The sequence below is a fragment of the Pseudonocardia sp. Ae331_Ps2 genome (assembly GCF_001932405.1).
In the GTDB taxonomy this organism is placed as follows: Bacteria; Actinomycetota; Actinomycetes; order Mycobacteriales; family Pseudonocardiaceae; genus Pseudonocardia.
This window is the reverse complement of the sequence record NZ_MCIM01000001.1, coordinates 2377827-2401247: the sequence shown is the minus strand read 5'-3', so window position 1 is coordinate 2401247 and position 23421 is coordinate 2377827. Positions and strand designations below refer to the sequence as shown.

Below are 23421 nucleotides of genomic sequence, written 5' to 3'. Positions count from 1 at the left end.
CGGCGTCCTTCCTCTGCTCTGGGACGGGGCGGTCAGGCGTTCGCGGTCGCGTCCTTCTCGGCGACCAGCTCCCGGTACATCGGGAACATCGGCTTGGTCAGCGGGACCAGCTTCAGGATCTTGTTGACCGGGCCCTTGGCCTTGACCTCGCCCTTGGCGAGACCGACGGCGAGGTTGTACTCGCCGCGCCAGAACTTGTCGCCGGTGTCGGCGCGCATCATCAGGGTGATGTCGGCCTTGTCGTCGTCGGCGCCGGTGTGGACCTCCATCGCCGGCTCACGCATCTTGACCCACATCTCGGTGTCCGGGTCGGTGTAGAGCACGCGGAGGTTGATGCCGGCGGCACGCATCTTCGGGCCGGACTCGGGGTGGTCGTTGGCCGCGCGGAAGACGCCGCCGATGTAGGTGTCGACCTCGTTGCTGTCGGCGAAGAAGCCCATGGTGATCTCCTCGTTGAGTGCAGGGGCAGACGTCCGGGGGCCGGGCGCTGCCGTCGGACCAGATGGTGGCCGGGGAGCGAGGGAGGTCACATCGCTCCCGGGGGGTGGTTCCGTACTCCCTACGGAGGCACAGTGTGTGACCGGCTGCCCCGGGAGTGACCGCTGTGGGCCGTCAGGCGGTGGCCGGCTCCGCGTACCGCGCGCGCAGCTCGCCCTTGACGAGCTTGCCGGTGGCGCTGCGGGGCAGCTGGTCGGTGAAGTCCACGCTGCGCGGGGCCTTGTAGCGGGCGATCCGCTCGCGGACGAACTCGAGGAGCTCGGCCGCTAGCTCCGGCGAGCCCTCGACGCCGTCGGGGGTCTGCACGACCGCCTTGACCTGCTCGCCCATCTCCGGGTCCGGCACGCCGATGACGGCGACGTCGTAGACCGCGGGGTGCAGGGTGAGGACGTCCTCGATCTCCTGCGGGTAGATGTTCACCCCACCGGAGATGATCATGAATGCCTTGCGGTCCGTGAGGAACAGGTAGCCGTCGGGGTCGAGGTAGCCGACGTCGCCGGTGGTGGACCAGTTGTCGTGCTCGGGGTGGCGGCCGGCACGGGTCTTCTCCGGGTCGTTGTGGTACTCGAACGGCGGTACGTCGCGCTCGAAGTAGACGGTGCCGACCTCGCCGGTCGGCAGCTCGCGGCCGTCGTCGTCGCAGACGTGGATGACCCCGAGGCCTGCCTTGCCGACCGAGCCGGGCTTGTCCGCCCACGCCGCCGGGTCGATGAAGGTGACGCCGTTGCCCTCTGTCGAGGAGTAGTACTCGTACAGGACCGGGCCCCACCAGTCGATCATCTTCTGCTTGACGTCGACCGGGCACGGCGCGGCGGCGTGCACGGCCACCCGCAGCGAGGAGACGTCGTAGGACGTCCGGACGGCGTCGGGGAGCTTGAGCATCCGGACGAACATCGTCGGGACGAACTGGCCGTGGGTCACCCGGTGGTGCGCGATGTGCGCCAGCGCGGCCTCGGCGTCGAACTTCTGCGCCATCACCACGGTCCCGCCGAGGGCGTGCACGATGCCGCCGAAGCGCAGCGGCGCGGCGTGGTACACCGGCGCCGGCGAGTAGTAGACGGTGTCCTCGCCGAAGCCGTACATCGGGCCGAACACCGCGGTGTAGAGGTCACCGGGCTCGTCGACCTGGATCGTCGGCAGCGCGGGCTTGATGCCCTTGGGGCGTCCGGTGGTGCCCGAGGAGTAGAGCATGTCCGCGCCGCGGGGCTGCTCGGGCAGCGGCCCGTCGACGGCGAGCTCCGTCGCGGCGCCGAGCGACTCGTGGCCCTCGACCGCTCCCCCGAAGGCGAAACGGCGCTCCACGCCGGGGGTCCGCTCCACGAGCGCCTCGGCGAGCTCGCGCTTCGCGGCCGAGACGAACAGCACCCGGGCACCGCAGTCGTCCACGATGTAGGCGGCCTCGTCCGCGGCGAGGTGGTGGTTGATGCCGGTGATGTACAGGCCCGAGCGCATCGCCGCCCAGTAGATCTCGAAGACCTCGGGGGCGTTGTCGGAGAGGAAGGCGACGTGGTCGCCGCGGCGCAGCCCGGCGTCACGCAGGACGTGGGCGATCCGGCGCGAGCGGTCGTCGAGCTCGGCGTATCCCCCGCTCGGGTGCGGAGCCGTCGCCGGCCGGCCGCGTCGTCACACGGTGCGGCGGTCCCGGTTCCGGCCCGCGAGATGCCCGGCGATCGCGCCCATGACCACGGCGGTGAGCAGGGTGAGGACGAGCTGGGTCGGGTCGAGCCCACCGGTGCCCAGCACCACCAGCGGCAACACGAGCAGGTACCCGGCGACGGCCGCGCCGGCGCCGTGCACCCGCGGGTCGACGGCGTCGCCGATCCGGTAGCCCGCCAGCACGAACGCGACGACCGCGGTGATGATCAGCCAGGCCGGCCCGACGACCGGGATCTGCGAGCCCAGCGGCGCGGCGAGCCCGCCGATCACGAGCACGCTGAACGCCAGCGAGGCGCCGCGGACCAGGCTGACCCAGTCCACGCGGTCGGAGAACCAGTCGAACCCCGGGACGGCCACGAGGTCTCCCTTCGGTCGCTCAGCGCAGGTGTCGCAGCGCGGAGGGCGTCAGCAGCGGGACGGTCCCGACCACCAGCAGGGCCATCGCCGGGATCGTCTCCCAGCGCCCCGCCACGGCGAGGAGCACCACCGACACAACGGACAGGACGACCGCGGGGTAACGGGCGACGCGGCGGCGCAGCGCCAGGGCGGCGCCCGCCGCGAGGAGCAGCACCGCGAGGACGAGCAGCAGCCAGGTCGGGTACGGCGCCGTCGCCCCGGACGCCACGACCGGGGCACCCTGGCCCGCCAGCGTGCTCGCCGTGTCCTCGTCGACCGTCGGCTCCGGCCGCAGCCCGGCCCACGCGACGGCCAGCAGCACCGCGCTCAGCATCCACGCGGCGGCCGACAGGACCAGGGCCCACGGCATCGTGGACCGGCTCCGCACCTGCTCGATCATGGCCGCAGGCTAGAGGGACCGCCCGGGCGTAGGCCCCCTCCGCACGCAGGGACACCCACTACGGGAGAGGGAGTCACCACCGCCGGGAGACGAGCCTCCGGAGCCCGGGGCGTCCACTGGTGCGATGACCGATCCCGTGTCCGGCGGCAGGCCGCCCCGCGGGCCGGCGGTCGACTTCACCGACGTGACGACGATGATCGACGACACCCCGGTGCTGTTCCGACTCGGGCTGCACCTGGCGCCCGGCACCGTGACGGTGTTGATGGGCCCGTCCGGCTCGGGCAAGACCACCCTGGTGCGCCACCTCGCCGGGCTCGTCGCGCCGGGCCGGGGCACCGTCACCGTCGGCGGTGTCGACGTGCACGCGGCCGGCGAGACCGAGCTGCGACGCCTGCGCCGCGGCATGAGCGTGCTGTTCGGCGGCCCGTCGGTGTTCGAGTCGTCGCTGTTCGGGTCCCTGTCGGCCTACGACAACCTGACCTACGCCCTCGATGGCCGCGGTCTGTCCGCGGAGCGGGTCGAGCGCATCGCGATGCACCGGCTGCGCGAGATGCGGCTGCACGACCGGGCCGACGCGCTCCCCGCGGAGCTGCCGGCACACGGACGCAAACGGCTCGCGATCGCCCGCACCCTCGCCGTGGAGGCGCCGGTCCTGGTCCTCGACGAGCTGGAGACCGGGCTGGACGCCGCGCACGCGGACACGCTGGTGACGGCGGTCCGCGAGCAGCAGGAGCGGTCGGGGGCGACGGTGCTGGTCACCACGCACGACGTCGCGCTGGCCCGGGAGCTGGCCGACGTCGTCGCGATCCTGTGCCACGGCCGGATCGTGGCCTGCGGGCCGCCCGCGGAGCTGCTGCACGGCGTCGCCGCCGTCTCCGACGTCGAGCGCCGCTTCCGGATCTCGGACCTCCTCGGCCCGCCCGACCCGGACGCGACCCGCGCCGAGCTGGAGGGGCCGCGCCGGGGCTCCCGGACCGTCGAGCTCGACCCGCGGCTGGTGGTGCCCGCGCTGGTGGTGCTGGCGCTGGTCACCTCGTACTGCCTGTTCCTGCTGCTGACCCGCTGATGACCTGCTGGTGACCCGATGGGCCTCACAGCAACGGTGCCAGCACCCCGACCACGACGAACGCGACGCCGACCACCAGGCAGGCCGTGGCGCCGCGGCGGATGACCGCCACCCGGTGCCGCTGCAGCTCGGCGGGCATCCCCGGGACCGCGCCGAGGCCCGCGGCGTGCCGGCGTCCCGCCCACCCCATGAGGGCGAGCAGGACGCCCAGACCCGCGAAGGTCAGGACGGTCCAGGCGGGACTCACCCGCCGCCGCCCGGCGCGGGCGGGACCGTCTGCGGCGTGCCCGAGGGCAGGCCCGGGCTCGCGCCGGTGGGCGCGGTGTCCGGGTCGGCGGGGCGGTAGTCGTCGGCGTAGCGGACGTCGCCGTCGGCCAGCGAGTCGGTCATCCACTGACCCCAGAGGCCGATCCGGCGGTCGAACAGCACCAGCTCGCGGAGTCGGTCCTTGACCTGGTCGAAGTTCGCCGGGACGCCCGGGGTCACCGCCCCCGACCGGCCGACGTTCCAGCCGAACTGGTTCTGCACCGGGCCGAACACCTGGCCGGCCGGGCCGCCGAAGGCGGCCTTCGCGTAGTCGGGCTGCAGCTGGTCGGCGCCGATCGGGCCCAGCGCCCCGCCGTTCGCGCGGGTGGCGTTGTCGATCGTGGTGGCCCGCGCGACGGTCGCGAAGTCGGCGCCGCCCCGCAGGTCGGCCGCGATCTTGTCGGCGGCCTCCTTGCTGGCGACGACGATGTTGGACAGCTCGCGCTTCTCCGGGGTCCCGAGCCGCTGGGCATACTTCGGGAACTCGGCACGCAGGTCGTCGTCGGTGACGGTCACGTCCTTGGTGACCTTGTCGAACAGCTCCCCGACGACCATCTGCTGGCGGACCTCGTTCATCACCTTGTCCTCGGTGGTGCCGACGTTGCCGAGGACCTTGACGAAGTCGTCGCGCGCACCGGGGCCGTTGCCGAGCTGCTGGGTGATGTACTGGTCGAGGGTCTGGCGGACCTTCGCGTCCGCGACGCCGACGCCCAGCTCGGTCGCCCGGTCCTCCAGCACCATGCTCAGCGCGACGGCCTTGGCCGCGTCGCGGCGGAAGCCGTCCATCTTCACCGGGTCCTCGACCGGCGGCTGGACGCCGTAGAGCGCACGCAGGGTCTGCACCCGGTCGTCGAGGTCGGTGACGGTCACGACCCGGTCGCCGACGGCCAGCGCCGCGCCGTCGGGGACCTGCTGCATCTTCCACCAGACCCCGCCGCCGACCCCGGCGACGAGGGCGAGGACGAGGACTCCCGCCACGATCCGGCCGGTCCAGGTGGTCCGGACCCGGTCGAGGGCGGCGCCGGCGATCCACGCCAGTGTGGACTTGACTCGCATCACATCACTCCAACGAGCTTCTCCCGGGCGGGGGTACTCCGCGCGGGGTCGGCCGGGCCGTGCGCGGGCGGGAACGCCCGCACCACGACCCGTGCGGCCAGGTAGGACAGCAGTACGGACAACGCCAGGAGCAGCCCGAACTCGCGCATGAGGGCGAGGTCGGACAACGCCAGCACGGCGAACCCGGTGCCCGAGGTGAGGGCGGCGAGGGTCACCGCGGTCCGCAGGCGCGGGTCGCGCGTGCGGACGGCGTCGCAGGTCATCACGGTGAACTCACAGCCGACGGCGGCGGTGAGCGACCCGAGCGCGACGGTGAGCGGGTTCAGCGGGATGCCGAACCCCCAGAGCAGGAACAGGTTGGCGCCGGTCGCCAGCACGGCGGCCAGTGCGGCGCGCAGCGCGTCGCGCCGGTGCCGCAGCCCGACCCCGAGCACCAGCGCCGCGGCGACCAGGCCGGCGGTGCCGGCGAGGTAGCGGTCGGCGGAGACGAGCTCGTAGCCCTGCACCGCGACGGCGGGCAGCCCGGAGACCTCGGCGACGAAGCCGGGCGGGGCCGGGGGCAGCTCGGCGGTGATCGCGTCGGTCAGCCCACGGAGCCGATCGAGGTCGTCGAGCCGGACGCCGAAGGACAGCACCGCGACCTGGCCGTCGGGCCGCAGCACCGCGCCGGTGAGGTACGGCGGCAGCAGCCGGACGCCGGCCCGGGTCTGCTCCTGGTCCGGGGTGGGGCCGAGGAACGACAGCAGCGTGGGCGCCGAGAGCGCGGGCCGCGCCTGGTCGCCGTGCAGCCGCACGATCGACTGCTGGGCCGTCGTCATCCACGTCCACGCCTGCGGGGTGAGCACGTCGCCCTTCCCGTCGGTGGACCGCAGGACGACGGCGAGCTCGCCGCCCGAGCCCAGGATCTGCTCGACCCGGGTGGCGTCGGAGACGGCGGGCAGCCCGGCCGACAACGCGTCGACGCTGGTCTGCAGGGGCAGGAAGGGCAGCGTGGCCCAGCCGCCGACCGCGACCAGACCGGCGAGGACGACGGCGACCAGCCGCGACCGGCCCGGGCGGGCCACCGGCCCGGGACCGTCCGGCGCCGCCGCGTCGTCGCCGGCGGGTGCACCTGCGTCGGCCGGGTCGGCGTCGGGGGCGGCCGGGTCCGGGTCGGCCGGGTCGGCGGCGGCATCGGTCGCGGGGTCGGCCGGCGCGGCGGACGCGGGCCGGTCCGGGCCGGCCCAGCCACCGGGCCGGTAGACGAACCAGCCCAGCGCCACCGCGAACGCGACGCCCAGGGCCAGGGTCGACCCGAGGTCCCGCACGAACGGCAGCGGCGAGAGCAGCAGCGCACCGAACCCGGCCGCCGTCCCCGCCGCGACGACGACGACCGTCCGCGGCCGTGCCCCGCGGGCGAAGTAGGTCGGGTAGTAGCTGCCCAGACCCACCAGGACCGGCAGGAACGCGACCACCCCGAGCGAGACGGGGCGGCCGATCCAGCCCAGCACGGCCAGCGTCGCCGCGGTCGCCGCGAGGGTCACCGCGAGCGGGATCAGCCGTCGCCGCCGCCGGGTCCAGGGCACCAGGAACAGGCAGAGCCCGATCGCGACGACTGCGACCGCGCCCAGGACCGGCGCCTCCCGGTCCACCGCGACGCCGAGCGAGGCGGTGATGGCCGGGACGCCGGAGACGGTGGCCTCGGCGGGCAGCTGCGCCCGGGCGACGGTGTCGTTCACCGCGGCGACGAGCTGCTCGGTCCCGGCCTGGTCGAGCCCCTCGCGGGGGCGGACCAGCACGGCCAGCGAACGGTTGTCGGGGACGACGTAGCGCCACTGCGGGCGCGGCTCACCGCCCGAACCCATGATCGAGTGGTCGATGAAGCGCTGGTTGCGCAGGGTCGGCAGACCCACCGGCAGGCCCTGCACGATCAGCGGGCCGTACCGGGCGTCGAACGCCGCGACGGCGGCGTTCGCGGCGGCGGCCGGGTCCTCGCCGCGCTGCCGGGCGGTGATCGCCGCGGCGCGCTGCAGCCCGTCGCGACGTCCGGTGAGCTCGGCGAGCAGCTTCTGGGACTGCGACGCCAGCTGGTTCAGCGTCGTCGCCGGGCCGTAGACCGAGGCGACGTCGGGCAGCTGCGACAGCTGCCCCTCGAGGCCGAGCACGTGCGGCAGCACGTCCCGGTCGAGCAGGCCGGGGGCCTGCGGGGCGCGCAGCAGCACGACGATCGGGTCGCCACCGAAGGAGCGGGCGAGCTCGGTGTAGCGCTGCACCGACGGGTCCGACGACGGCAGGAACGACTCGACCCCGGTCTCGACCTTCACCCGGGACACGCCGGCGACGGTCAGCGCCGCCAGGGCCAGCAGCATGATCCAGACCAGGGCGGAACGCCCCGACGGGCGCGACGCCGCGGATGCGGCGCCACGCCCGTCGAGGGTCGTGCGGAGGCCGCGGATCATCCGCCGAGCCCCAGGAGTCCACCACCGGACGGCGCCGGTGCCGGGGGCTGGTCGCCCTCGGCGGCCTCGCCCGTGGGCTGCGGCCCGACGGTGGGGGCCGGCCCGGGCGGCGGCGCCTGGTTCGCCGGTCCGGGATCGGCCACCTGCGGCGGGGGCGCGTCGTCCTGCGGGTTGTTCTGCGTGCCCGGCCGCGGGTACGGGTTGTTGTCGTCCAGCGGCGGGATCCCGTTGAGCGGGACGGGACTGCCCGCGAACGACTGGGCGTGGAACACCAGCATCACGCGCAGGAGCGTGCCGTTGGCATCGCCGCGCGACACCGCCTCACCGAAGTTGGTGAAGAACTGGTAGATGTCGCCGCCGTAGGGCTTCAGGTACTCCAGCATCGGGTTGAGCTGGAGCAGCGCCCGGTCGGCCTCGGGCAGCAGTGCCCGCAGGTCGTCGGAGAACTGCGGGACCTTGTCCAGGGTGACCGGGGCCTTGCCCAGGGTCGCGTCGAGCGAGGGCAGCAGTCCGCGCAGGTCGCGGGTGGTCGCCGGGAGCTCGTTCAGCGCCGCGTCGAGGGCGGGCGCCGCCCGGTCCAGGTTCGCCGCGACCGGGCCGAGCCCACCGGCGAGCCGGGACAGGTCGTCGCTGGCGTCGTGGGCGGCCTTCAGCGTCGGCGGCAGCTCCCGGACGGTGTTCTCCAGGTCGGTGCGGCTGTTCGCGGTGACCTCGGTGACCAGGTTGGCGTCGGTCACCAGGTCGGCGATGCGGCCGCGCTGCACGTCCAGCGCGGCGAGCACCGCGGCGGTGTTCTGCGAGAGCTGCTCCAGGTCCTTCGACTGCGCGGCGAGCGCGTCCAGGGCGGTGCCGCCCTCGCGACCGAGCTGGCCGAGGCCGGCCAGCGCGCCGTCGACCCCCGCCTGGGTGTCCTTCGTGGCCGCACCCAGCGACTGCAGGGTGGAGGCCAGCGCGACGCGGCGATCGTCGGGCAGCGTCCGGATCAGGTCGTCGAGCAGGACGGCGGACTGCACGGCGCCGTCGGGGAGCCGGCTGCCGTCGGGCAGCTCGGCACCGCGGCCGTCGACGAGGGACACGTAGGTCTCCTCGACCAGCGTCTTCGAGTTGATGCGGCCGGTGATGCCCTCGTGCAGCGGGATGGCGTCCTCGTCGGTCAGGTTGACGACCACCTCGGCGCGCCCGTCCGGGGTCGCCTCGACGGTCAGGACCTTGCCGACCTTCACCCCGTTCAGGGTGACATCGGACTGCGGGACCAGGTTGTTGACCTTGTCGACGTGGAACGACGTCGTGTACTGCTCCTGGGTGTAGCCGGGTACGTAGCCGCCGACCGAGGTCCAGAAGAACAGGAACACGAACGCCGACGCCGCGGTGAAGGCGAGCAGGATCGTCGTCCTGATCGCGGGGAGCGCGGAGTGGGGGATCTTCATCCGGGGGTCACCTCCTTACCGGGGCGTCTGGGAGAGCTCGTCGGCGCCGGGCGCCGGGATGGTGGTCGGGCCGAACTGGAGCAGACCGCGCAGGATGCCGCCGTTGGCGTCGCGCAGGCTGGTCACCGACGACGTCTGGTAGACGAAGGCGTTCAGGTCCGGCAGGTACTGCTGGAGGCCGGCGGTGACCGGGTCGAGCCGGCCGGAGATCTCCTTCAGCGCGGGCAGCGTCCCGTTCAGGTCGTTCACGAACGGGCGCAGGTCCGCCGCGACCGGCATGAGCTTCTCGGCGACCGGCCGGGCCTTGTCCACGGTGGTGTGGAGCGTGTCGACGGTGTCGGTCAGCCGGTCCAGCGCGCCGGGCAGCTGCTCCGAGGCGGCCCGGACGTTGTCCAGGGTCGGGTCGAGCTGGTCGGAGAGCTGCGCGACGTTGCCGGTGGCCGCACCGAGGTTGTCGACGACGCCGGGCAGCTGGTTCAGCGAGTCACGCAGGGCCTGGCTCTGCGCGGACACCGTCCTCAGCGTGGTCGACAGCGAGTTCGCCAGGGCGGTGAGCCGCTTCTCGTCGCCGCCGACGGCGGTGGAGAGTTGGCCGATCGAGGTGACCAGGCGGGCCAGGTTGTCGCGGCGCCGGTCGAGCTGGTCGACGACCGGCTTGAGCCGGTCGACCACCTCGGTGGTGGCACGCACGCCCTGCGGGAGGTCCTGGGGCGCCGTCGCGAGGGCGACGTCGGACGCCTCCAGCAGCGACTGCACCGCGGCGAGCGCGTTCTGGTCCAGGTGGGCCAGTGCCGCGTCGATCTGCACCGGCGGCTTGGCGTTGGCGACGGGGAGCACGCCGTAGTCGTCGAGGACCTTGCCGGCGGGGGTGCCGGGGTCCATCTCGATGTACATCTCGTTGAGCGGGCTCTTCGGCCGCAGGACCACGGTGGCGTTGTCGTAGACGGGGCCGTCGTAGTCGTTGCGGTCGATCGCCAGGAGCACCCGGGCGGTGCCCTCCGGCGTGAGCTCGGAGGAGCGGATGTCGCCGACCGGGACGCCGGACATCCGGACCTCCTGGCCGCGGCCGGGGGCCAGCGCCGGGGTCTCGGAGAAGGTCGCGTAGACCATCCGCTCGTTCGCCCACGGCGGCACGAACCGCTGCTGGGACAGGATGTAGCCCCCGCAGACCAGGCCGAGCACCATCACGACGCCGAGGGCGATCACGTTCCGGCCCAGACCGGGCTCGTTGCGGACGCGGTCCAGTCCGGACCGGAACCTGGCCCGGAACCCGCGGGGGGCCTCCGGTGCAGGTGTGGGAGTTGCCGCCATCACCGACCACCCGTCCCGTGGAAGATCTGCTGGAACATGTTCTCCAGGCTCACCGAGCCCAGGCCGGGCACGGTGCCGAGGCCGGGACCGGGGTGGAAGGACACCGCGTGCCCGTTGGGGTCGACGTAGGCGCCGGTCCTGCTGAGGTTCGAGAACATGTGACCGACCTCGTCCTTGAGGGGGACACCGCGGCTGTCGACCGCGGAGTACGGGCCCTCGCCGACGAACGGGGTGTTCAGCGAGTCGAGGACCGGTCCGCCCAGTCGCTCGAGCGGCGCCGGCAGGTCGTCGAGGACCCGCGTCGCGCCCTCGCTCGCCGGGACCAGGCCCTCGACCAGCGGGCGGGCGTCGACCAGCGCCGCGCGCAGGTCGGACACCAGCGGGCGGGCGTCGGCCAGCACCGGCTCGGCACGGCCCAGGAGCTCGTCCAGCTCCTGGACGGTGGGCCGGGCCGGGCCCGCGGTGTCGCGCAGCTTGTCCAGCGACACGTTCAGCCGCTTCAGGCCGGCGTCGGTGGTGTCGAGGACGCCGGGCAGCCTGGAGACCGCGTCGGCGACCGGACCGGAGGTCTCGGCCAGGACCTGCGTGGTGTCCTGCAGGTTCGCGACGATGCCGTCCAGCTGCCCCGGCTCGCGGTTCAGCGTGCCGGTGGTGCGCTGCAGACCCCGCACGACCTCGGTCAGGTCCTTCTCCGGCTGGGTGCCGCGCAGCGACTCGACGACCCCGGCGGCCGGACCGAGGGTCCCCGGCGCCGTGGCGAGGAGCTCGTGGAGCGCCTCGTTGCCGCCGGCGTTGCCGAGGGTCTCGTCGAACTGGGTGACCGCGGCCTTCGCGCCCTCGAGGGCGTCGGGCTGGAGACGCTCGGCGACGTCGTCGACCTCGGTGGGGAGCCGGGTGCGGTCCACCGGGATCTGCTCGGTCCACTCCGCGGAGCGGTCACCGCCCGGGACGAGGTCGATGTAGAACAGGCCGGACAGCAGGGTGGTGGGCCGCAGCCGTGCCGACGGCTGGTCGCCGACGGTGTCCACGACCTCCGGGTCGACGACGACGGTCACGATCGCGCCGCCGTCGGGCGCCGGGTCGACCGAGCTCACGACACCGGAGTCGACACCGGCGACCTTCACCTTCGAGACGTCCTCGAAGAGGAACTGGTTCGCGGTGAAGTGCACGGTCCGGGTCGAGGCGCCGGTCAGCTTCATGAGCAGCGTCGTGACCTGCGGCTTGAGCAGGCCCAGGACCAGCGACAGCAGCATGATCCCGATGACCGCGAGAGCGGCCACCCAGAGCGGGAGCCGGCGGCGCAGCCGTGGCGTGCCGGTGCCCTGTGCGGGGGCGGTCATCGGTTACCTCCCAGAAGGCCGCCGCCGGCGGCGCTGTCGCCCTGGCCGGGCTGCTCCTGGGGCGTCCGGTTGGACGGGCCCGGGGCGGGCAGCAGGCCCAGCGATGCGTCGTTCGGTGCCTGGCCGGGGGCCGGGTACGGGTTGCTCGCCGCGGTGGGGTCGGGCAGACCCGCCGCTCCGACGAAGGACTCCGGCCGGACCATCAGGGTGAACCGCAGGTGGTGGCCCGCGGCATCGCCGTCGGACAGGCCGGACGAGGCGCTGGTGAACCACTGCGCGATCTCCGGCGCGTAGGGCGCCAGGACCTGCAGCGGGGTGTTCGCGAAGCCGACTCCCTGGGTCACCTTCGGCGCGACGGGGCGCGCATCGGCGACGGCGGGGGTCAGCGAGCCGAGCGCGGGCTCGGCCGAGTCGGAGACGCCGGGCAGCTTGTCCAGCGGCTGCGGGGCCTCGACCAGCACGCCCCGCAGGTCCGGGGTGGCGTCGCCGAGCGAGCGGGACCCGGTCTGCAGCTGCGTCATCGCCGAGTTCGTCGACGCCAGCGGCTGCTGCAGGTCCTCCAGGGCCTTGCGGGCGGCCGGCAGCGCCTCGGGGGCGATGTCGAGGGTGTCCCCCAGCGCTGTGCCCTTGTCCGCGTCGATCGCCGCGAACGTGGTGTCGAGCTGCCCGACCAGCGAGGAGATCTCCTGCTCCCGGCCGGCGAAGCGCGAGGACAGGCTCTCCAGCGACTGCAGCATCCCGGTCAGGTCGCGGCCGCCGTCGACCGACAGCGACCGGGCGGTCGTGCCGAGCGAGGGCAGGATCTGCGGGCCGGCCTTCGCCACGTCCGCCAGGTCCTGGCCGTGTCCGGCCGCACCGTTGCCGAGCTGCTGCAACGCGGAGCGGGTGGAGTCCTGGGTGGCCGGGTCGAAGACCTTGGCCAGGTCCAGCAGCTGCACCGCGCCGCGGGAGCGCTGGACCGGGAGCACGTCGTCCTCGCCGAGGACGCCGGCCTGCTCGGTGCCGATGTCGAGGTCCAGGTACTGCTGACCGAGACCGGACCGGCCGGTCACCGCGGCCGAGCCGTCCTTGAAGACCTTCGTGGCGGCGTCGTCGAGCTGCATCCGGACCTGCGGGACGCCGTCGGCGAGGGTGATGTCGTCGACGCGTCCGACGCGGACCTGGCCGACCCGGACGTCGTTGCCGACGGCGAGGTCACCGGTGTCCGAGACGGCCGCGGTGCGGAACTCGTGCTGGGCGAAGGGCAGACCCTTCTGGGCGGTCAGCGCGACGTAGAGGAAGAACCCCGCCGCGACGAACATCAGCAGGCCGATCACACCGGATCGGAAGCGCGCGCCGCGCTTGGGCTTGGCACTCGCCATTACTGGCCTCCCAGCAGGGTTCCGAGCGCGCCCTGCTCCTGCTCCGGGCTGAGCCCGGTGGCGCTGCTCTCGGGGGTGGGCTGGCTCTGCAGCAGGGTGTTGGAGTCCTGGCCCGGCTGGGCCGCGGTCCCCGGCCCCGGCTGGGACGGGGCGGGCTCGTTCACCTGCGGGTTCGGGCTGGCGTCCGGTCCGGGCGCGGGTGCGGAGTCCGGCACGCCGCCCGGCAGGAATCCGGTGACCGGGTCACCGTTGAGCACGTAGCTGGCCCGGAAGTAGTGGGACAGCCCGTCCTTCTGGTTGGTGGTCAGCGCCCAGTTCCGGATGAAGCCGAGCACGTTGCCGAGGTTCCCGTTGAGCTCCCGGACGATCGGCTCGGCACCGGTGACCGTGCGCTGCAGGTCCGGGCCCGCGGCCCGGAGCTCCGCGGCGACCGGCCGGGCCTGGTCGAGCAGCTCGCTCGCCCGGTCCAGGACCGGGTCGGCCGAGGCCAGCGCCGGGTCGGCCGAGTCGGCGAAGCGCTGCAGCTCACGGCTGATGTCCACCAGGTTGTCGGTGGTCGGCCGCAGGTTGCCCAGGGTGACCGCGGTGGACTGCGCCGGGCCGGCGAGCTCGCCGAGGGTGGCGCGGGCCGCGGCCAGGGTGCCGGGGAGCTCCTGCAGGGTGCCGCGCAGCTGCGCGTCGCGGGCGGCGGTGGTGTCGAGCAGCGACGTGGTCGAGGCGACCAGGCCGTCGAGCCGCCTGCCCTGGTCGACGGCGAGTGCGCCGGTGACCGGCTCGACCTGGTCGATGACCCGGCCGAGCAGCTCGTTCTGGTCGGACAGGACGCCGACGAGCTGGTGGGTGTCCTTCATGGCCGGGGCGAGCGCGGCGAGGGTCTTCTGGATGTTCTCGCCGTTGTTCGCGGTGCCCTGGCCCAGCGTGGTGACCAGTGCGGCGAGCGCGCCCGCCGTCGGGTCGTCCAAGGTGTCGAGGATGTTCTGCAGGTCGGCCTCCTGGCCGGTCCGCTCCACCCCGATGGGCTGGTTCATGGGCAGCTCGGGCGAGCCCGGGGTGCCGGTGTTCAGGTTGAGGAAGCGCTCCCCGAGCAGCGACACCGGGGCGACGGTCACCTTCGCGTCGGCGTGGATCGGCAGGGCGCGGGTGTCGACGCGCAGCGGGACCTCGGCGACCTTGCGCTGCGGGTCGAACTGGAGCTGCCCGACCTCCCCGACCGTGACGCCGTTGATCTTGACCTGCTGGCCGGCGAGGATCGGGCTGACGTCGGCGAACTCCGCGATCAGGATCCGGCCGGACTCGGCGTTGGAGAGGCCGGCGGCGGCACCGGTGCCCGCGAGCAGCGCGACCAGGCCGACGGCGAGGACCCGCCAGCGGGAGACTCCGAGGCTCATCGCGGACCCTCCCCGCTGGCGTCGCCGAGCTGCGGCAGCAGCGGGGCGCCGGGCCCCTGCTCCCCGTTGCCCGAGGTCTGGTCGGCGGAGCCAGGGGCCGGGTTCAGGTTCGGGACGATCCCCGGCGGCGTCACGCCCGGCGGGTAGACGACCGGCGTGGCGGGGCCGGCCTGCGCGAAGATCCGCATGTAACGGCCGTTCGAGTCGAAGTTCTGCGCGGCGGATCCCCAGGTGGAGAGGAATCCGACGACGTCGGGGGCGTAGGGGCGCAGCGCCTCGAGCACCGGCGCGTAGCCGCCCGCGGTCTCGGCGAGGCCCGGCAGCGCCCGGTTCGACGAGTCGAGGAGGCCGGGGGTGCGGTCGAGCAGCGCCGAGGCCGCCTCGAGCGTGGGCTTGAGATCGGCGACCAGTGGCCGCAGGTCCTGCAGCAGCGGGGCGAGCTGCTCGGACACGCCGGGCAGCTTCTCGGTCGCCGGGCGCAGGTCCTCCAGCAGCGGCAGGGCCTCGTCGGTGACGCCGGGGACCTTGTTCAGCGTGCCCTGGGCGGTGCGCAGCGTCGGGGGCAGCTTGGCCAGCGCGGAGCGGAGCTGCTCGCGCTGGGCGGCCGTCGCCCGGGCGCTGGTGCCCAGCTCGTCGACCACCGAGCCGAGGTCCTGCTGGCGCCTGGCCAGGGTGTCCACCGTGCCGTTGAGGTCGGTGACCAGCTTGGAGATCGCCGGACCGTCGGTGCCGATGCCGCGCAGCACGTTGCCGACCGCGGCGAGCGCCGGTCCGGCGGTGTCGACGGTGGCGTTGAGGTCCTGCTCGTGCCCGGTGACCGTGTTCTGCAGGGTGCCGACCAGGCTGGTCAGCCGCGCCCGGGTGGGCTCGTCGAGGGCGGCGAGCACGTCCGCGACCTCGGTCGGCTTCGGGAAGTCGCCCTGCACCATGCCGACGCTCGGGATCTCGGCGTAGTCCTTGGGACCGTCCTGCACGAACAGCAGGCGCTCACCGACGACGGCCTTCCACTGCACGTGGACGAACGCGCCGGCGTGCAGCGGGGCCAGTCCGTCGTCGACGGTGAAGTCGACGACCGCGTGGCCCTCCTCGGGCCGCACGGACCGGATCTCGCCCGCCTGGAAGCCGTCGATGTAGATCGGTGCGCCGGGGATGAGGTTGGGGTTGCCGGCGGGCAGGACCGCGCTGACCGTGTACGGCTGCGTCCCGCCGACGGCGACGAACACACCGCCGACCACGAGCAGCGCCACCAGACCGGCGGCGATCTTGCCGAGGAGTCCGCTCATCGCTCAGTCCATCCCGAGCGGGCCGGCGGACTGTCCCGCGAGGAACTGCTTGACGAACGGGTCCTGGTGCTCGAAGGCCTCGTGCGCCGGTCCGTAGTGGACGACCTCGCCCTTCCAGATCAGGCCGACGTAGTCGCTGACCTTGCGGGCGGTCTTGATGTCGTGCGTGACCAGCAGGTACGTGCCGCCGTGCTGGTTGTGGACGTCCATGATGATGTCGCAGAGCAGCGAGGTGCGGACCGGGTCGAGACCGGAGTCCGGCTCGTCGAACAGCACGATGTCGGGGTTCATCACCAGCGCGCGGGCGAAGCCGGCGCGCTTCTTCATGCCGCCGGAGACCTCGTTGGGCGCCTTGTGCGCGGCCTTGGCCAGACCGACCTCGTCGAGTGCGGTCATGACCGTCTTCTCGACCTCCTTCTCCGACATCCGCGTGTGCTTGCGGAGCGGGAAGGCGACGTTGTCGTAGAGGTTCATGGAGCCGAACAGCGCGCCGTCCTGCCAGCAGACGCCGAACCGGGTCCGCATGTCGTAGCGCTCGTTCTCGCTCATCGACCAGATGTCGACACCGCCGACGTAGACCGCGCCGCGGTCCGGGGCGAGCAGCCCGACCAGGTGCTTGATGAGCACCGACTTCCCGGTGCCCGACGGGCCCAGCACGGTGGTGATGGCGTCGTGCTGGAAGTTGAAGTTGATGTTCTTCAGGATCTGGGTGCTGCCGAACGACTTCGCGAGGCCCTCGACCTGCAGGATCGGGTCCGTTCCGTACCGGAACTCCCGGCTCTCGGTCGACCAGCCGGGTCCGCGGGTGGCCGCGGCCTGGGTCCCCCCGTCGTGGACGGGTGGAATCTGCTGGGTGGGGTACTCGGAGTCCGGTCCGGTGTGCCGGGGCTGGTTCGGCGAGGTCACTGATCCTCCTGGACGACCTGGCGCGTGCCGGCGCGGGGGAACCGGCACGCGGATCACGTGCTGAGGGGAGCGGCCCCGGAGGCTTCCGGGGACCGTGGACGCGGGGGACGCGTCCGGCGGGACTGCGAGCGGGCACCTCGGTCCCGGGGAGCGGGCGCGGTGCGGCGGACCGGGCGGCGGGGAGCGACGTCCGGACCGTGGCCGGCTGGGGAGGGCCGGGACCGTGGCGGGGGGCTGTCGTCGGGGTTCGGGGGTTGTCGGGGCGGGCCGGGGAACTCCGGGGCCGGCCGCCGGGGATGAGCGGCACGACCCCGGAGAGGTCAGTTGGCGATCGGAGAGTTCGTCTCGAGCCCCCAGAAGGCCAGCGTGCCGATGGTCCCGATGACCGAGATCAGCACCAGGTTGATGATCATCGACTTCGCGGTGGCACGGCCGACGCCGACCGGCCCGCCGCTGGCGTTGTAGCCGTAGTAGAGGCCCACGCCGACGATCACGATGGACTCGGTCATGATCTTGACCATCACCGCGAACATGTCGTACGGGCTCTGGTACAGCCAGAACAGGTAGAGGAACCCACCCGGTGAGACACCGCCGAGGTTCACCACCGTGACCAGGTACATCGCCACGTAGAGGATGGCCAGTCCGACGAAGTACATGAACGGCACGGCGATCACGGTGGCCGCGATCCGGGTACCGACCAGGAACGACTTCGACTTGATGCCCATGACCTCCATGGCGTCGATCTCGTCGGAGATCCGCATGGAGCCGATCTCGGCCACGTAGCCGCAGCCGACCTTCGCCGCGAGGATCCAGCCCCACATGTAGACCGAGAGCTCGCGCAGGCCGCAGTAGGCGTCGAACACCGCGGAGTACAGCGGGGCGCCGATCTGCTTGAGCGTGTAGCTGGCCTCCAGGCCGCACTGCCCGCCCATGATGAACATCATGAACCAGATGATCAGAGCGGAGCTGAAGATCAGGATGCCCTCCTGGCGGAACACCTCGGGCACGTAGCGGCGGAACATGTCCGGGAAGTCCCGGACGACGTCGGCGGTGAACCGGCCGATGTCGCCGGCCTCGGTGAGGCCGGTCTTCAGCTTCCCGGTGATCGAGGAGAAGCTGACGTCCACGCCCTGCTTCTCGGGTGCCCGGAGTTCGGTGCGGTCGGGGTCGCCCTGCGGCCCCCGGTCGTCGAGCTGCGTCATGTCCGTGACACCTCCCTTACTTGTAGACGCTCATCTGCGGGTTCAGGCCGAGCATGGTCAGCGTGAACACGAAGTTGATGACCCAGATGCCGGCGAAGGAGATGACGACGGCCTGGTTGACCGCTTTCCCCACACCGATCGGACCGCCCTTGGCGTTGAGCCCGACGTAGCAGCAGACGACGCCGATGATCAGCCCGTAGATCGCGCACTTCACGACGCTGCCCCAGAGGTCGACCGTGTTGAGCAGGTCGAACAGGGAGCCGTAGTAGCCCGCGTAGCTGGCGTCGAAGATCGGACCCGCCGCGACGTAGCCGCTGACCAGACCGACGACCAGCGCCAGGATGTCCAGGACGGCGGTCATGATCGTGCAGGCCAGGACCCGCGGCAGCACCAGCGTCCGCATCGGGTCGACGCCGAGGACCTCCATGGCGTCGATCTCGTCGCGGATGCGGCGGGCTCCGAGGTCGGCCGTGATGGCCGTTCCGACGACACCGGCGACGACCATCCCGTTGATGAACGGGGCGAACTCGCGGACCGACGCGAACTCGAAGAACGCTCCGAGCCGGTACGGGATGCCGAAGGTGTAGAAGATGGCGCCGCCGGTGAGCCCCGGCGCACCGAACCCGAACCCGAACGCCGCGAGGGACATCGGGAGCCAGGTGAGCTTGAGGATGTCGAAGCACTGGTCGCGGGTGTCGGCCCAGAAGCCGACCGGCTTGCGGACGGCAAGGACGAACACCTTGACCATCAGCTGCCACATCTCGCCCGCGGTGACGAACGGGTCGGCGACCTGACGCAGCACGCCCGCCCCGCCGGAACCCGCCGTCCTGCGCGGTACCTCGACGGTCTCGTCGGGCGTCTGGGTGAGGGTCCCAGGCGTGGTCATAACTCTCCTTCGAGTGCGGGGCCGGAACAGTCCGGGTCCACCGAGCTGAAGTCTCGCTCCGCGGAGGCGGGGGTCACACCTCCCGTGGGGGGCGGATCACCCTCCCCCTGGGGGGTATCGGTGGTACGGGCGACCGGCTCCGCGGCGTGCTCCGTACGGAGTTCCCTGCGCTGGGCCCGGCGCTGGATCAGCAGCACCGCACCGAGGACGAGCGCGGCCGCCGGGGCTCCCGCTCCGAGGCCGCCGAGCAGTGCTCCGGCGACCGGGTGGATCGCGGTCACCAGGGGAAGTGCAGCGGCACCGGCCACCACCAGGACGGTGGCGGTCAGCGCGTCGCGGACCGGCCAGGTCGGCGAACGCCAGACCCGGACCAGCCCGATCAGCCCGGTCACCCCCACGGTCAGCAGGGAACAGCCGAGCAGGTGCACGACCGCGGGGTCGCGGGGGGCACGCGGGGCACCCCCCACGGGGGAGGGCACGAGGGCCTCGGGCGGGCCGAGGCGTTCCAGGGCGCGGACGAGCTGCTCCTCGGCCGGCGCGGGACCCGCCGTGCGCGCCAGCTCGGTCCAGACGTGGGACCGCAGGTCCTGGCGGGCGGTGAACGTGAGGTGGCGGGTGGCCGCGTCGAGCCGGCCCAGGTAGTCCCGCAACGGCGGGGGCAGCGCTCCGCGGGACGAACCCGCGCGAGCGGTCACCGGTAGCCGGCCGGACCCGCGGACATCCGGCCCGCCCGGTCGTGCTCGGCCCGCAGCCAGTGCGAGACGGCCTCGGCGCGGTTCGCAGCGCCGAGCTTGCGCAGGATGTGCTTGACGTGCGACTTCACCGTGCCCTCGGAGATCACCAGGCGGGTGGCGATGCGGGCGTTGGTGTCGCCGGTGGCCATCAGCCGCAGGACCTCGACCTCGCGGCGGGTGAGCGACGGGTCGACCGGCGCGGAGCGCAGGAACCCGTCGACGATGCTGCGCTGCGGACCGGTCTGTCCGCCCGGGACCCCCTCGGTGACCCGGCCGTTCTCGCCGTGGCCCCACCAGCCGTCGCCGAGGTCGCCCTCGCGGGCGTCGGTGATCCGGCGGGCGAGCCGGTCGGCGTCGGCGCGGATCTGGTCCATCTCGTCGAGGACCATCGTGCGGGTCAGCGCCTGGCCGAGTCCCTGCGCGTAGAGGGTGAGCAGCTGACGGTCGAGCGGGTCGACGTTGCGCTGCTGGTAGTAGCAGTCGGCGTGGACGAACCCGGCGACGACACCGTGCACGAGGATCGGCGCCGCGCAGTAGCTGCGCGACATCGAGGCGTCGGCGATCGGCCGGTTGACGCCGGGGCGTTCCTGCACCTCGTCGACCAGCAGCGAGGTGCGGCGCCGGACCATCTCGGTCTCGACGATCCGGCCGTCGAGGGTCTGCGGGTGACAGCGCCCCAGCGCGAGGATCTCCTCGGCCCAGGCCGGGTCGCGTTCCACGTGCACGCGCTCCGGGATCCACAGCGAGTCCGCGACCCGGGAGATGATCGAGCGGTCGAAGCCGAGGCTGCAGGCGGTGGAGGCGGCGGTGTCCAACAGGGTGGTGCTGGTGCGGGCCTCACCGAGCTGGGCGAGCGCGGCGCGGACGCCCTGCAGCGCACGGTCGGAGTGGGCGAGCTCGTCGAGCAGGAGCTGCTCGTCGAGCTCCTTGACCTCACCGAGCATGCTCACCAAGTCCGGCGACGGGACCGAGCCCGACCCGAGCGAGGACATGGCCTCGGCCCACACCGTCCGCAGCACCACGCGGGCCGACCCCAGGTCGACGACGTGCTCGGGGTGCGGGAGGCGACCGTCGTCGAGGAGGCGGCGAGCGGCCAACAGCAGGTCCACGACGCGTGAGGACTGGGCCCGCGGCATCCGGCGCCCCTGGCCGGGCCAGCGGCCGCCGGTGTCGCAGCGACGCATGAACGCCACGCGGCTCGTGCTCTCGCCCATACCGTCCTCCTCTTCGTTGAGGCGGTGTCGACGTCACCATCGACCCCGGGGTGTGTTGCTCTCCCCTGCAACGAGGTGGGGACGCCCGGGTTGCGACCGCCCGGATCCTCGAATCCGCCTCACTTACGGTCATCATTGACTGTTTTACAGTGCGACAGAAGTCACGTCCACTGCAAATCAACCGGGGTGCTGCCACCCGAACACGCAGGTGAATGCCCCTCCCGGAGGCATGATTCGGTCACGAAGAGTGCAGATTCCGAGCGGTCGGACCGTTTTCGGTCGTGGCGCGCCCAGGCCGGTCGTGCGCCGCGAGGTTCACCCGATGGGACTAGTCAGCGAGGACGCCGTCGAGCCAGTCGAAGGCGACCTGGTGGAACCGCAGGGTGGCGCCCTCGTGACAGTGTTCGCCGCCGCCCTCGTCCTCCGGGAACACCACGAGGTCCTTGGGGCAGGTCAGCGCGTCGTGGACCCGCTGCGGCTGACCACGGAAGAACTGGTCGTTCTCGGCCTCGAGCACCAGCGTGGGGCAGGTGATCCGGTCGGCGACGCCGTCGAGGGTGTAGGCCCTGGTGGCCTCGAGCAGGTCGTCGAAGGTCGCCACCCCGTAGGTCCAGCGCCCGTTGTCGACCAGCCAGCGCGCCGAGGTGCTCGTGGCCACGAGTGCCTCGATACCACCGGCGTCCGCTGCGGCGGCGGCCACGCCTGCCACGGTCTCGTACATGTCCCAGACGCCGTCGTGGAGCACGCAGGCGGCGAGGCGGTGCTCGAAGGCGGCGGCGCGGGCCGCGAGGTAGCCACCGAGGCTGGTGCCGACCAGGGCGATTTTCCCGGTGTCGACCTCGGGCAGGGTGACCGCGACGTCGACCACCGGGGTGACCACGGCCTCCCAGTCGGGGCGGAAGTGCAGCCCGGCGCGCACGGTCGCGCCCTGGCCGGGGCCGTCGAAGGCGAGCACGTTGTAGCCGCGCCGCAGCGCCCCGGCGGCGAGGGCGAAGTAGTCCTCCTCCAGGGTGGAGTCGTAGCCGCCGTGGTAGATCACGGTCGGGCGCGGGACGCCCGAGCCGTCGACGGTGAACAGGTACGCGGGCAGCGTGGTGCCCTCGTAGGGGATCTCCAGGGCGCGGGCCGGGGTGTCGAGCAGCGCGGCGGCGTCGGCGAAGGTCCGGCGCGACGCGGTCTGCAGCCGGACGGACTCCTGGTCGCGGGCCGGGTCCTCGCGGCGGTAGAAGTCCGCGGTCCGGTAGTAGTTCGACGCCCGCAGCAGCGCCTCGCGGGCACTGACCCGGTGCCCCGCGGCCAGTGCGTCGCGTCCGATGCGCTCGACCCGCGCGGCGGTGGCGGCCCACCGGGTCGACCACGCCACCTCGTCGCCCTCGGGGATCGCCCGGCAGGTGACCAGGACCTCCCCCAGCTCGGCGCCGCCGTAGGGGGCGTAGCCCGCGGCCCGCAGCGCCTCGAAGGAGAAGGACTCGTCGTCGTAGAGGAACTTCATCGGACCCTCCTAGGTAAACGAGACGGAACCGTTCCGTCTCGTTCGACGCTAGCAGACGGAACGGTCTCGTTCCATTGGCTCGATCGACCGGTGGGTGGTGCCGATCACCCGGGCCTGAGGAGTCGGCCGTCGTCGGATTAGGGTCTCCGGCACACCCGTAGGAGGGGGAGCTCGACGATGAAGTCCTTCACCGGTCGTACCGCCGCGATCACCGGAGCCGGGTCCGGCATCGGGCGCGCGCTGGCCCTGCGCCTCGCGGGCGACGGCTGCCACCTCGCCCTGGCCGACCGGGACGCCGCGGGCCTCGCCGAGACCGCCGCGCTCGCCGGACCGCAGGTGCGGGTCACCATCGCCGAGCTCGACGTCGCCGACGAGAAGGCCGTCTACGGCTGGGCCGACGTCGTCGTCGCCGACCACGGCGCGGTGCACATGATCGTGAACAACGCCGGGGTCGCGCTGTCCGGGACCGTCGGGGGCCTGTCCCTCGAGGACTACCGCTGGATCATGGACATCAACTTCTGGGGCGTGGTCCACGGGACCAAGGCGTTCCTGCCGCACCTGGAGGCCGCCGGGGCGGGGCACGTCGTCAACCTGTCCAGCATCTTCGGCGTCGCCGCGCAGCCCCTGATGAGCGGCTACAACGCCAGCAAGTACGCGGTCCGCGGGTTCACCGAGTCGCTGCGCCAGGACCTCGAGCTCACCGGCTCCCCGGTGTCGGCGACCTGCGTGCACCCCGGCGGGATCCGCACCAACATCGCGAAGGCCGCCCGGGTCGACGACAGCGTCGCCACCGCCACCGGCAAGCCCGCCGCCGCGGCCACCGCGGAGTTCGAGCGGATGCTGAACACGACCCCCGACCGGGCCGCGAAGACCATCCTCGACGGCGTTCGGCGCAACCAGCGCCGTGTCCTCATCGGACCGGACGCCTGGGCCATCGACTCCATGGTGCGGCTGCTGCCGACCACCTACCAGCGGATCGTCACCGGGGCCGTGCGCTCGCGACGCGGAAAGGGCTGATTCCCCGGTGGGCCCTGACTAGGGTCGTAGGGCCGGGTGACCCC

Annotated in this window: 20 protein-coding genes and 1 pseudogene; 2 read left to right on the top strand and 19 right to left on the bottom strand. The window is 72.9% G+C overall.

The window, feature by feature from the left end:
- Positions 1–32: 32 nt before the first annotated feature.
- The 4 genes and pseudogenes from Ae331Ps2_RS11475 to Ae331Ps2_RS11460 form a co-directional block, all read right to left on the bottom strand.
- Entirely contained in the window at positions 33–440 is a 408-nt protein-coding gene (locus Ae331Ps2_RS11475) for an SCP2 sterol-binding domain-containing protein (protein ID WP_075308978.1), read from the bottom strand.
- 172 nt (positions 441–612) lie between these two features.
- Positions 613–2079 (bottom strand): annotated as a pseudogene (locus Ae331Ps2_RS11470) (acyl-CoA synthetase); the annotation flags it as partial.
- A gap of 42 nt (positions 2080–2121) precedes the next feature.
- On the bottom strand, positions 2122–2511 hold the full coding sequence (locus tag Ae331Ps2_RS11465; protein ID WP_060713702.1) for a hypothetical protein: 390 nt from the start codon (positions 2509–2511) through the stop codon (positions 2122–2124).
- Between the two features lie 19 nt (positions 2512–2530).
- Positions 2531–2950, bottom strand: a complete 420-nt coding sequence (locus tag Ae331Ps2_RS11460) for a hypothetical protein (protein ID WP_075308980.1) — start codon at positions 2948–2950, stop codon at positions 2531–2533.
- Between the two features lie 124 nt (positions 2951–3074).
- On the opposite strand from Ae331Ps2_RS11460, the gene Ae331Ps2_RS11455 reads away from it, so the two are divergent.
- Positions 3075–4016 carry an ABC transporter ATP-binding protein gene (locus Ae331Ps2_RS11455; RefSeq protein ID WP_075308982.1) on the top strand — a complete coding sequence of 314 codons (942 nt, stop codon included), beginning with the start codon at positions 3075–3077 and terminating at the stop codon, positions 4014–4016.
- 25 nt (positions 4017–4041) lie between these two features.
- Here the strand turns inward: Ae331Ps2_RS11455 and Ae331Ps2_RS11450 are convergent, their stop codons facing one another.
- The 15 genes from Ae331Ps2_RS11450 to Ae331Ps2_RS11380 all read right to left on the bottom strand — a co-directional run bounded on the left by Ae331Ps2_RS11450 (position 4042) and on the right by Ae331Ps2_RS11380 (position 22360).
- Positions 4042–4263: a hypothetical protein gene (locus Ae331Ps2_RS11450; RefSeq protein WP_020627751.1), complete on the bottom strand. Its 222-nt coding sequence runs from the start codon at positions 4261–4263 to the stop codon at positions 4042–4044.
- Entirely contained in the window at positions 4260–5378 is a 1119-nt protein-coding gene (locus Ae331Ps2_RS11445; RefSeq protein WP_139318862.1) for a peptidyl-prolyl cis-trans isomerase, read from the bottom strand. Before Ae331Ps2_RS11445 ends, Ae331Ps2_RS11450 begins: the two co-directional genes overlap by 4 nt.
- Positions 5378–7816 (bottom strand): RND transporter, encoded by a 2439-nt coding sequence (locus Ae331Ps2_RS11440; RefSeq protein WP_139318863.1) that lies wholly within the window; start codon positions 7814–7816, stop codon positions 5378–5380. Before Ae331Ps2_RS11440 ends, Ae331Ps2_RS11445 begins: the two co-directional genes overlap by 1 nt.
- Complete coding sequence (locus tag Ae331Ps2_RS11435) at positions 7813–9243, bottom strand: MlaD family protein (protein WP_075308984.1); 1431 nt, start codon at positions 9241–9243, stop codon at positions 7813–7815. Before Ae331Ps2_RS11435 ends, Ae331Ps2_RS11440 begins: the two co-directional genes overlap by 4 nt.
- A gap of 15 nt (positions 9244–9258) precedes the next feature.
- On the bottom strand, positions 9259–10554 hold the full coding sequence (locus tag Ae331Ps2_RS11430; RefSeq protein ID WP_083696252.1) for an MlaD family protein: 1296 nt from the start codon (positions 10552–10554) through the stop codon (positions 9259–9261).
- Positions 10554–11894, bottom strand: coding sequence for an MlaD family protein (locus tag Ae331Ps2_RS11425; protein ID WP_020623118.1), 1341 nt, complete (start codon positions 11892–11894; stop codon positions 10554–10556). The genes Ae331Ps2_RS11430 and Ae331Ps2_RS11425 overlap by 1 nt, the downstream gene beginning before the upstream one ends.
- The gene (locus tag Ae331Ps2_RS11420; RefSeq protein WP_083695460.1) at positions 11891–13255 is read right to left on the bottom strand and encodes an MlaD family protein; all 1365 of its coding nucleotides are present in this window, start codon (positions 13253–13255) and stop codon (positions 11891–11893) included. The genes Ae331Ps2_RS11425 and Ae331Ps2_RS11420 overlap by 4 nt, the downstream gene beginning before the upstream one ends.
- A complete protein-coding gene (locus Ae331Ps2_RS11415) occupies positions 13255–14643 on the bottom strand; it encodes an MlaD family protein (RefSeq protein ID WP_075308998.1) in 1389 nt (462 codons plus the stop codon). Before Ae331Ps2_RS11415 ends, Ae331Ps2_RS11420 begins: the two co-directional genes overlap by 1 nt.
- Positions 14640–15926 carry an MlaD family protein gene (locus Ae331Ps2_RS11410; protein WP_075309000.1) on the bottom strand — a complete coding sequence of 429 codons (1287 nt, stop codon included), beginning with the start codon at positions 15924–15926 and terminating at the stop codon, positions 14640–14642. The genes Ae331Ps2_RS11415 and Ae331Ps2_RS11410 overlap by 4 nt, the downstream gene beginning before the upstream one ends.
- 3 nt (positions 15927–15929) lie before the next feature.
- Positions 15930–16832: an ABC transporter ATP-binding protein gene (locus Ae331Ps2_RS11405; protein WP_371335641.1), complete on the bottom strand. Its 903-nt coding sequence runs from the start codon at positions 16830–16832 to the stop codon at positions 15930–15932.
- Positions 16833–17152: 320 nt separating this feature from the next.
- On the bottom strand, positions 17153–18034 hold the full coding sequence (locus Ae331Ps2_RS11400) for an ABC transporter permease (protein WP_075309002.1): 882 nt from the start codon (positions 18032–18034) through the stop codon (positions 17153–17155).
- A gap of 16 nt (positions 18035–18050) precedes the next feature.
- Complete coding sequence (locus Ae331Ps2_RS11395; RefSeq protein WP_020623112.1) at positions 18051–18920, bottom strand: ABC transporter permease; 870 nt, start codon at positions 18918–18920, stop codon at positions 18051–18053.
- A complete protein-coding gene (locus tag Ae331Ps2_RS11390) occupies positions 18917–19615 on the bottom strand; it encodes a hypothetical protein (RefSeq protein ID WP_075550154.1) in 699 nt (232 codons plus the stop codon). The genes Ae331Ps2_RS11395 and Ae331Ps2_RS11390 overlap by 4 nt, the downstream gene beginning before the upstream one ends.
- Entirely contained in the window at positions 19612–20868 is a 1257-nt protein-coding gene (locus Ae331Ps2_RS33180) for a LuxR C-terminal-related transcriptional regulator (protein WP_083695459.1), read from the bottom strand. The genes Ae331Ps2_RS11390 and Ae331Ps2_RS33180 overlap by 4 nt, the downstream gene beginning before the upstream one ends.
- A 328-nt stretch (positions 20869–21196) precedes the next feature.
- On the bottom strand, positions 21197–22360 hold the full coding sequence (locus Ae331Ps2_RS11380; protein ID WP_075309006.1) for a S9 family peptidase: 1164 nt from the start codon (positions 22358–22360) through the stop codon (positions 21197–21199).
- A 177-nt stretch (positions 22361–22537) separates the two neighbouring features.
- Here Ae331Ps2_RS11380 and Ae331Ps2_RS11375 point away from each other — a divergent pair, with 177 nt between their 5' ends.
- Positions 22538–23377 carry an SDR family oxidoreductase gene (locus Ae331Ps2_RS11375; RefSeq protein ID WP_075309008.1) on the top strand — a complete coding sequence of 280 codons (840 nt, stop codon included), beginning with the start codon at positions 22538–22540 and terminating at the stop codon, positions 23375–23377.
- Positions 23378–23421 lie beyond the last annotated feature (44 nt).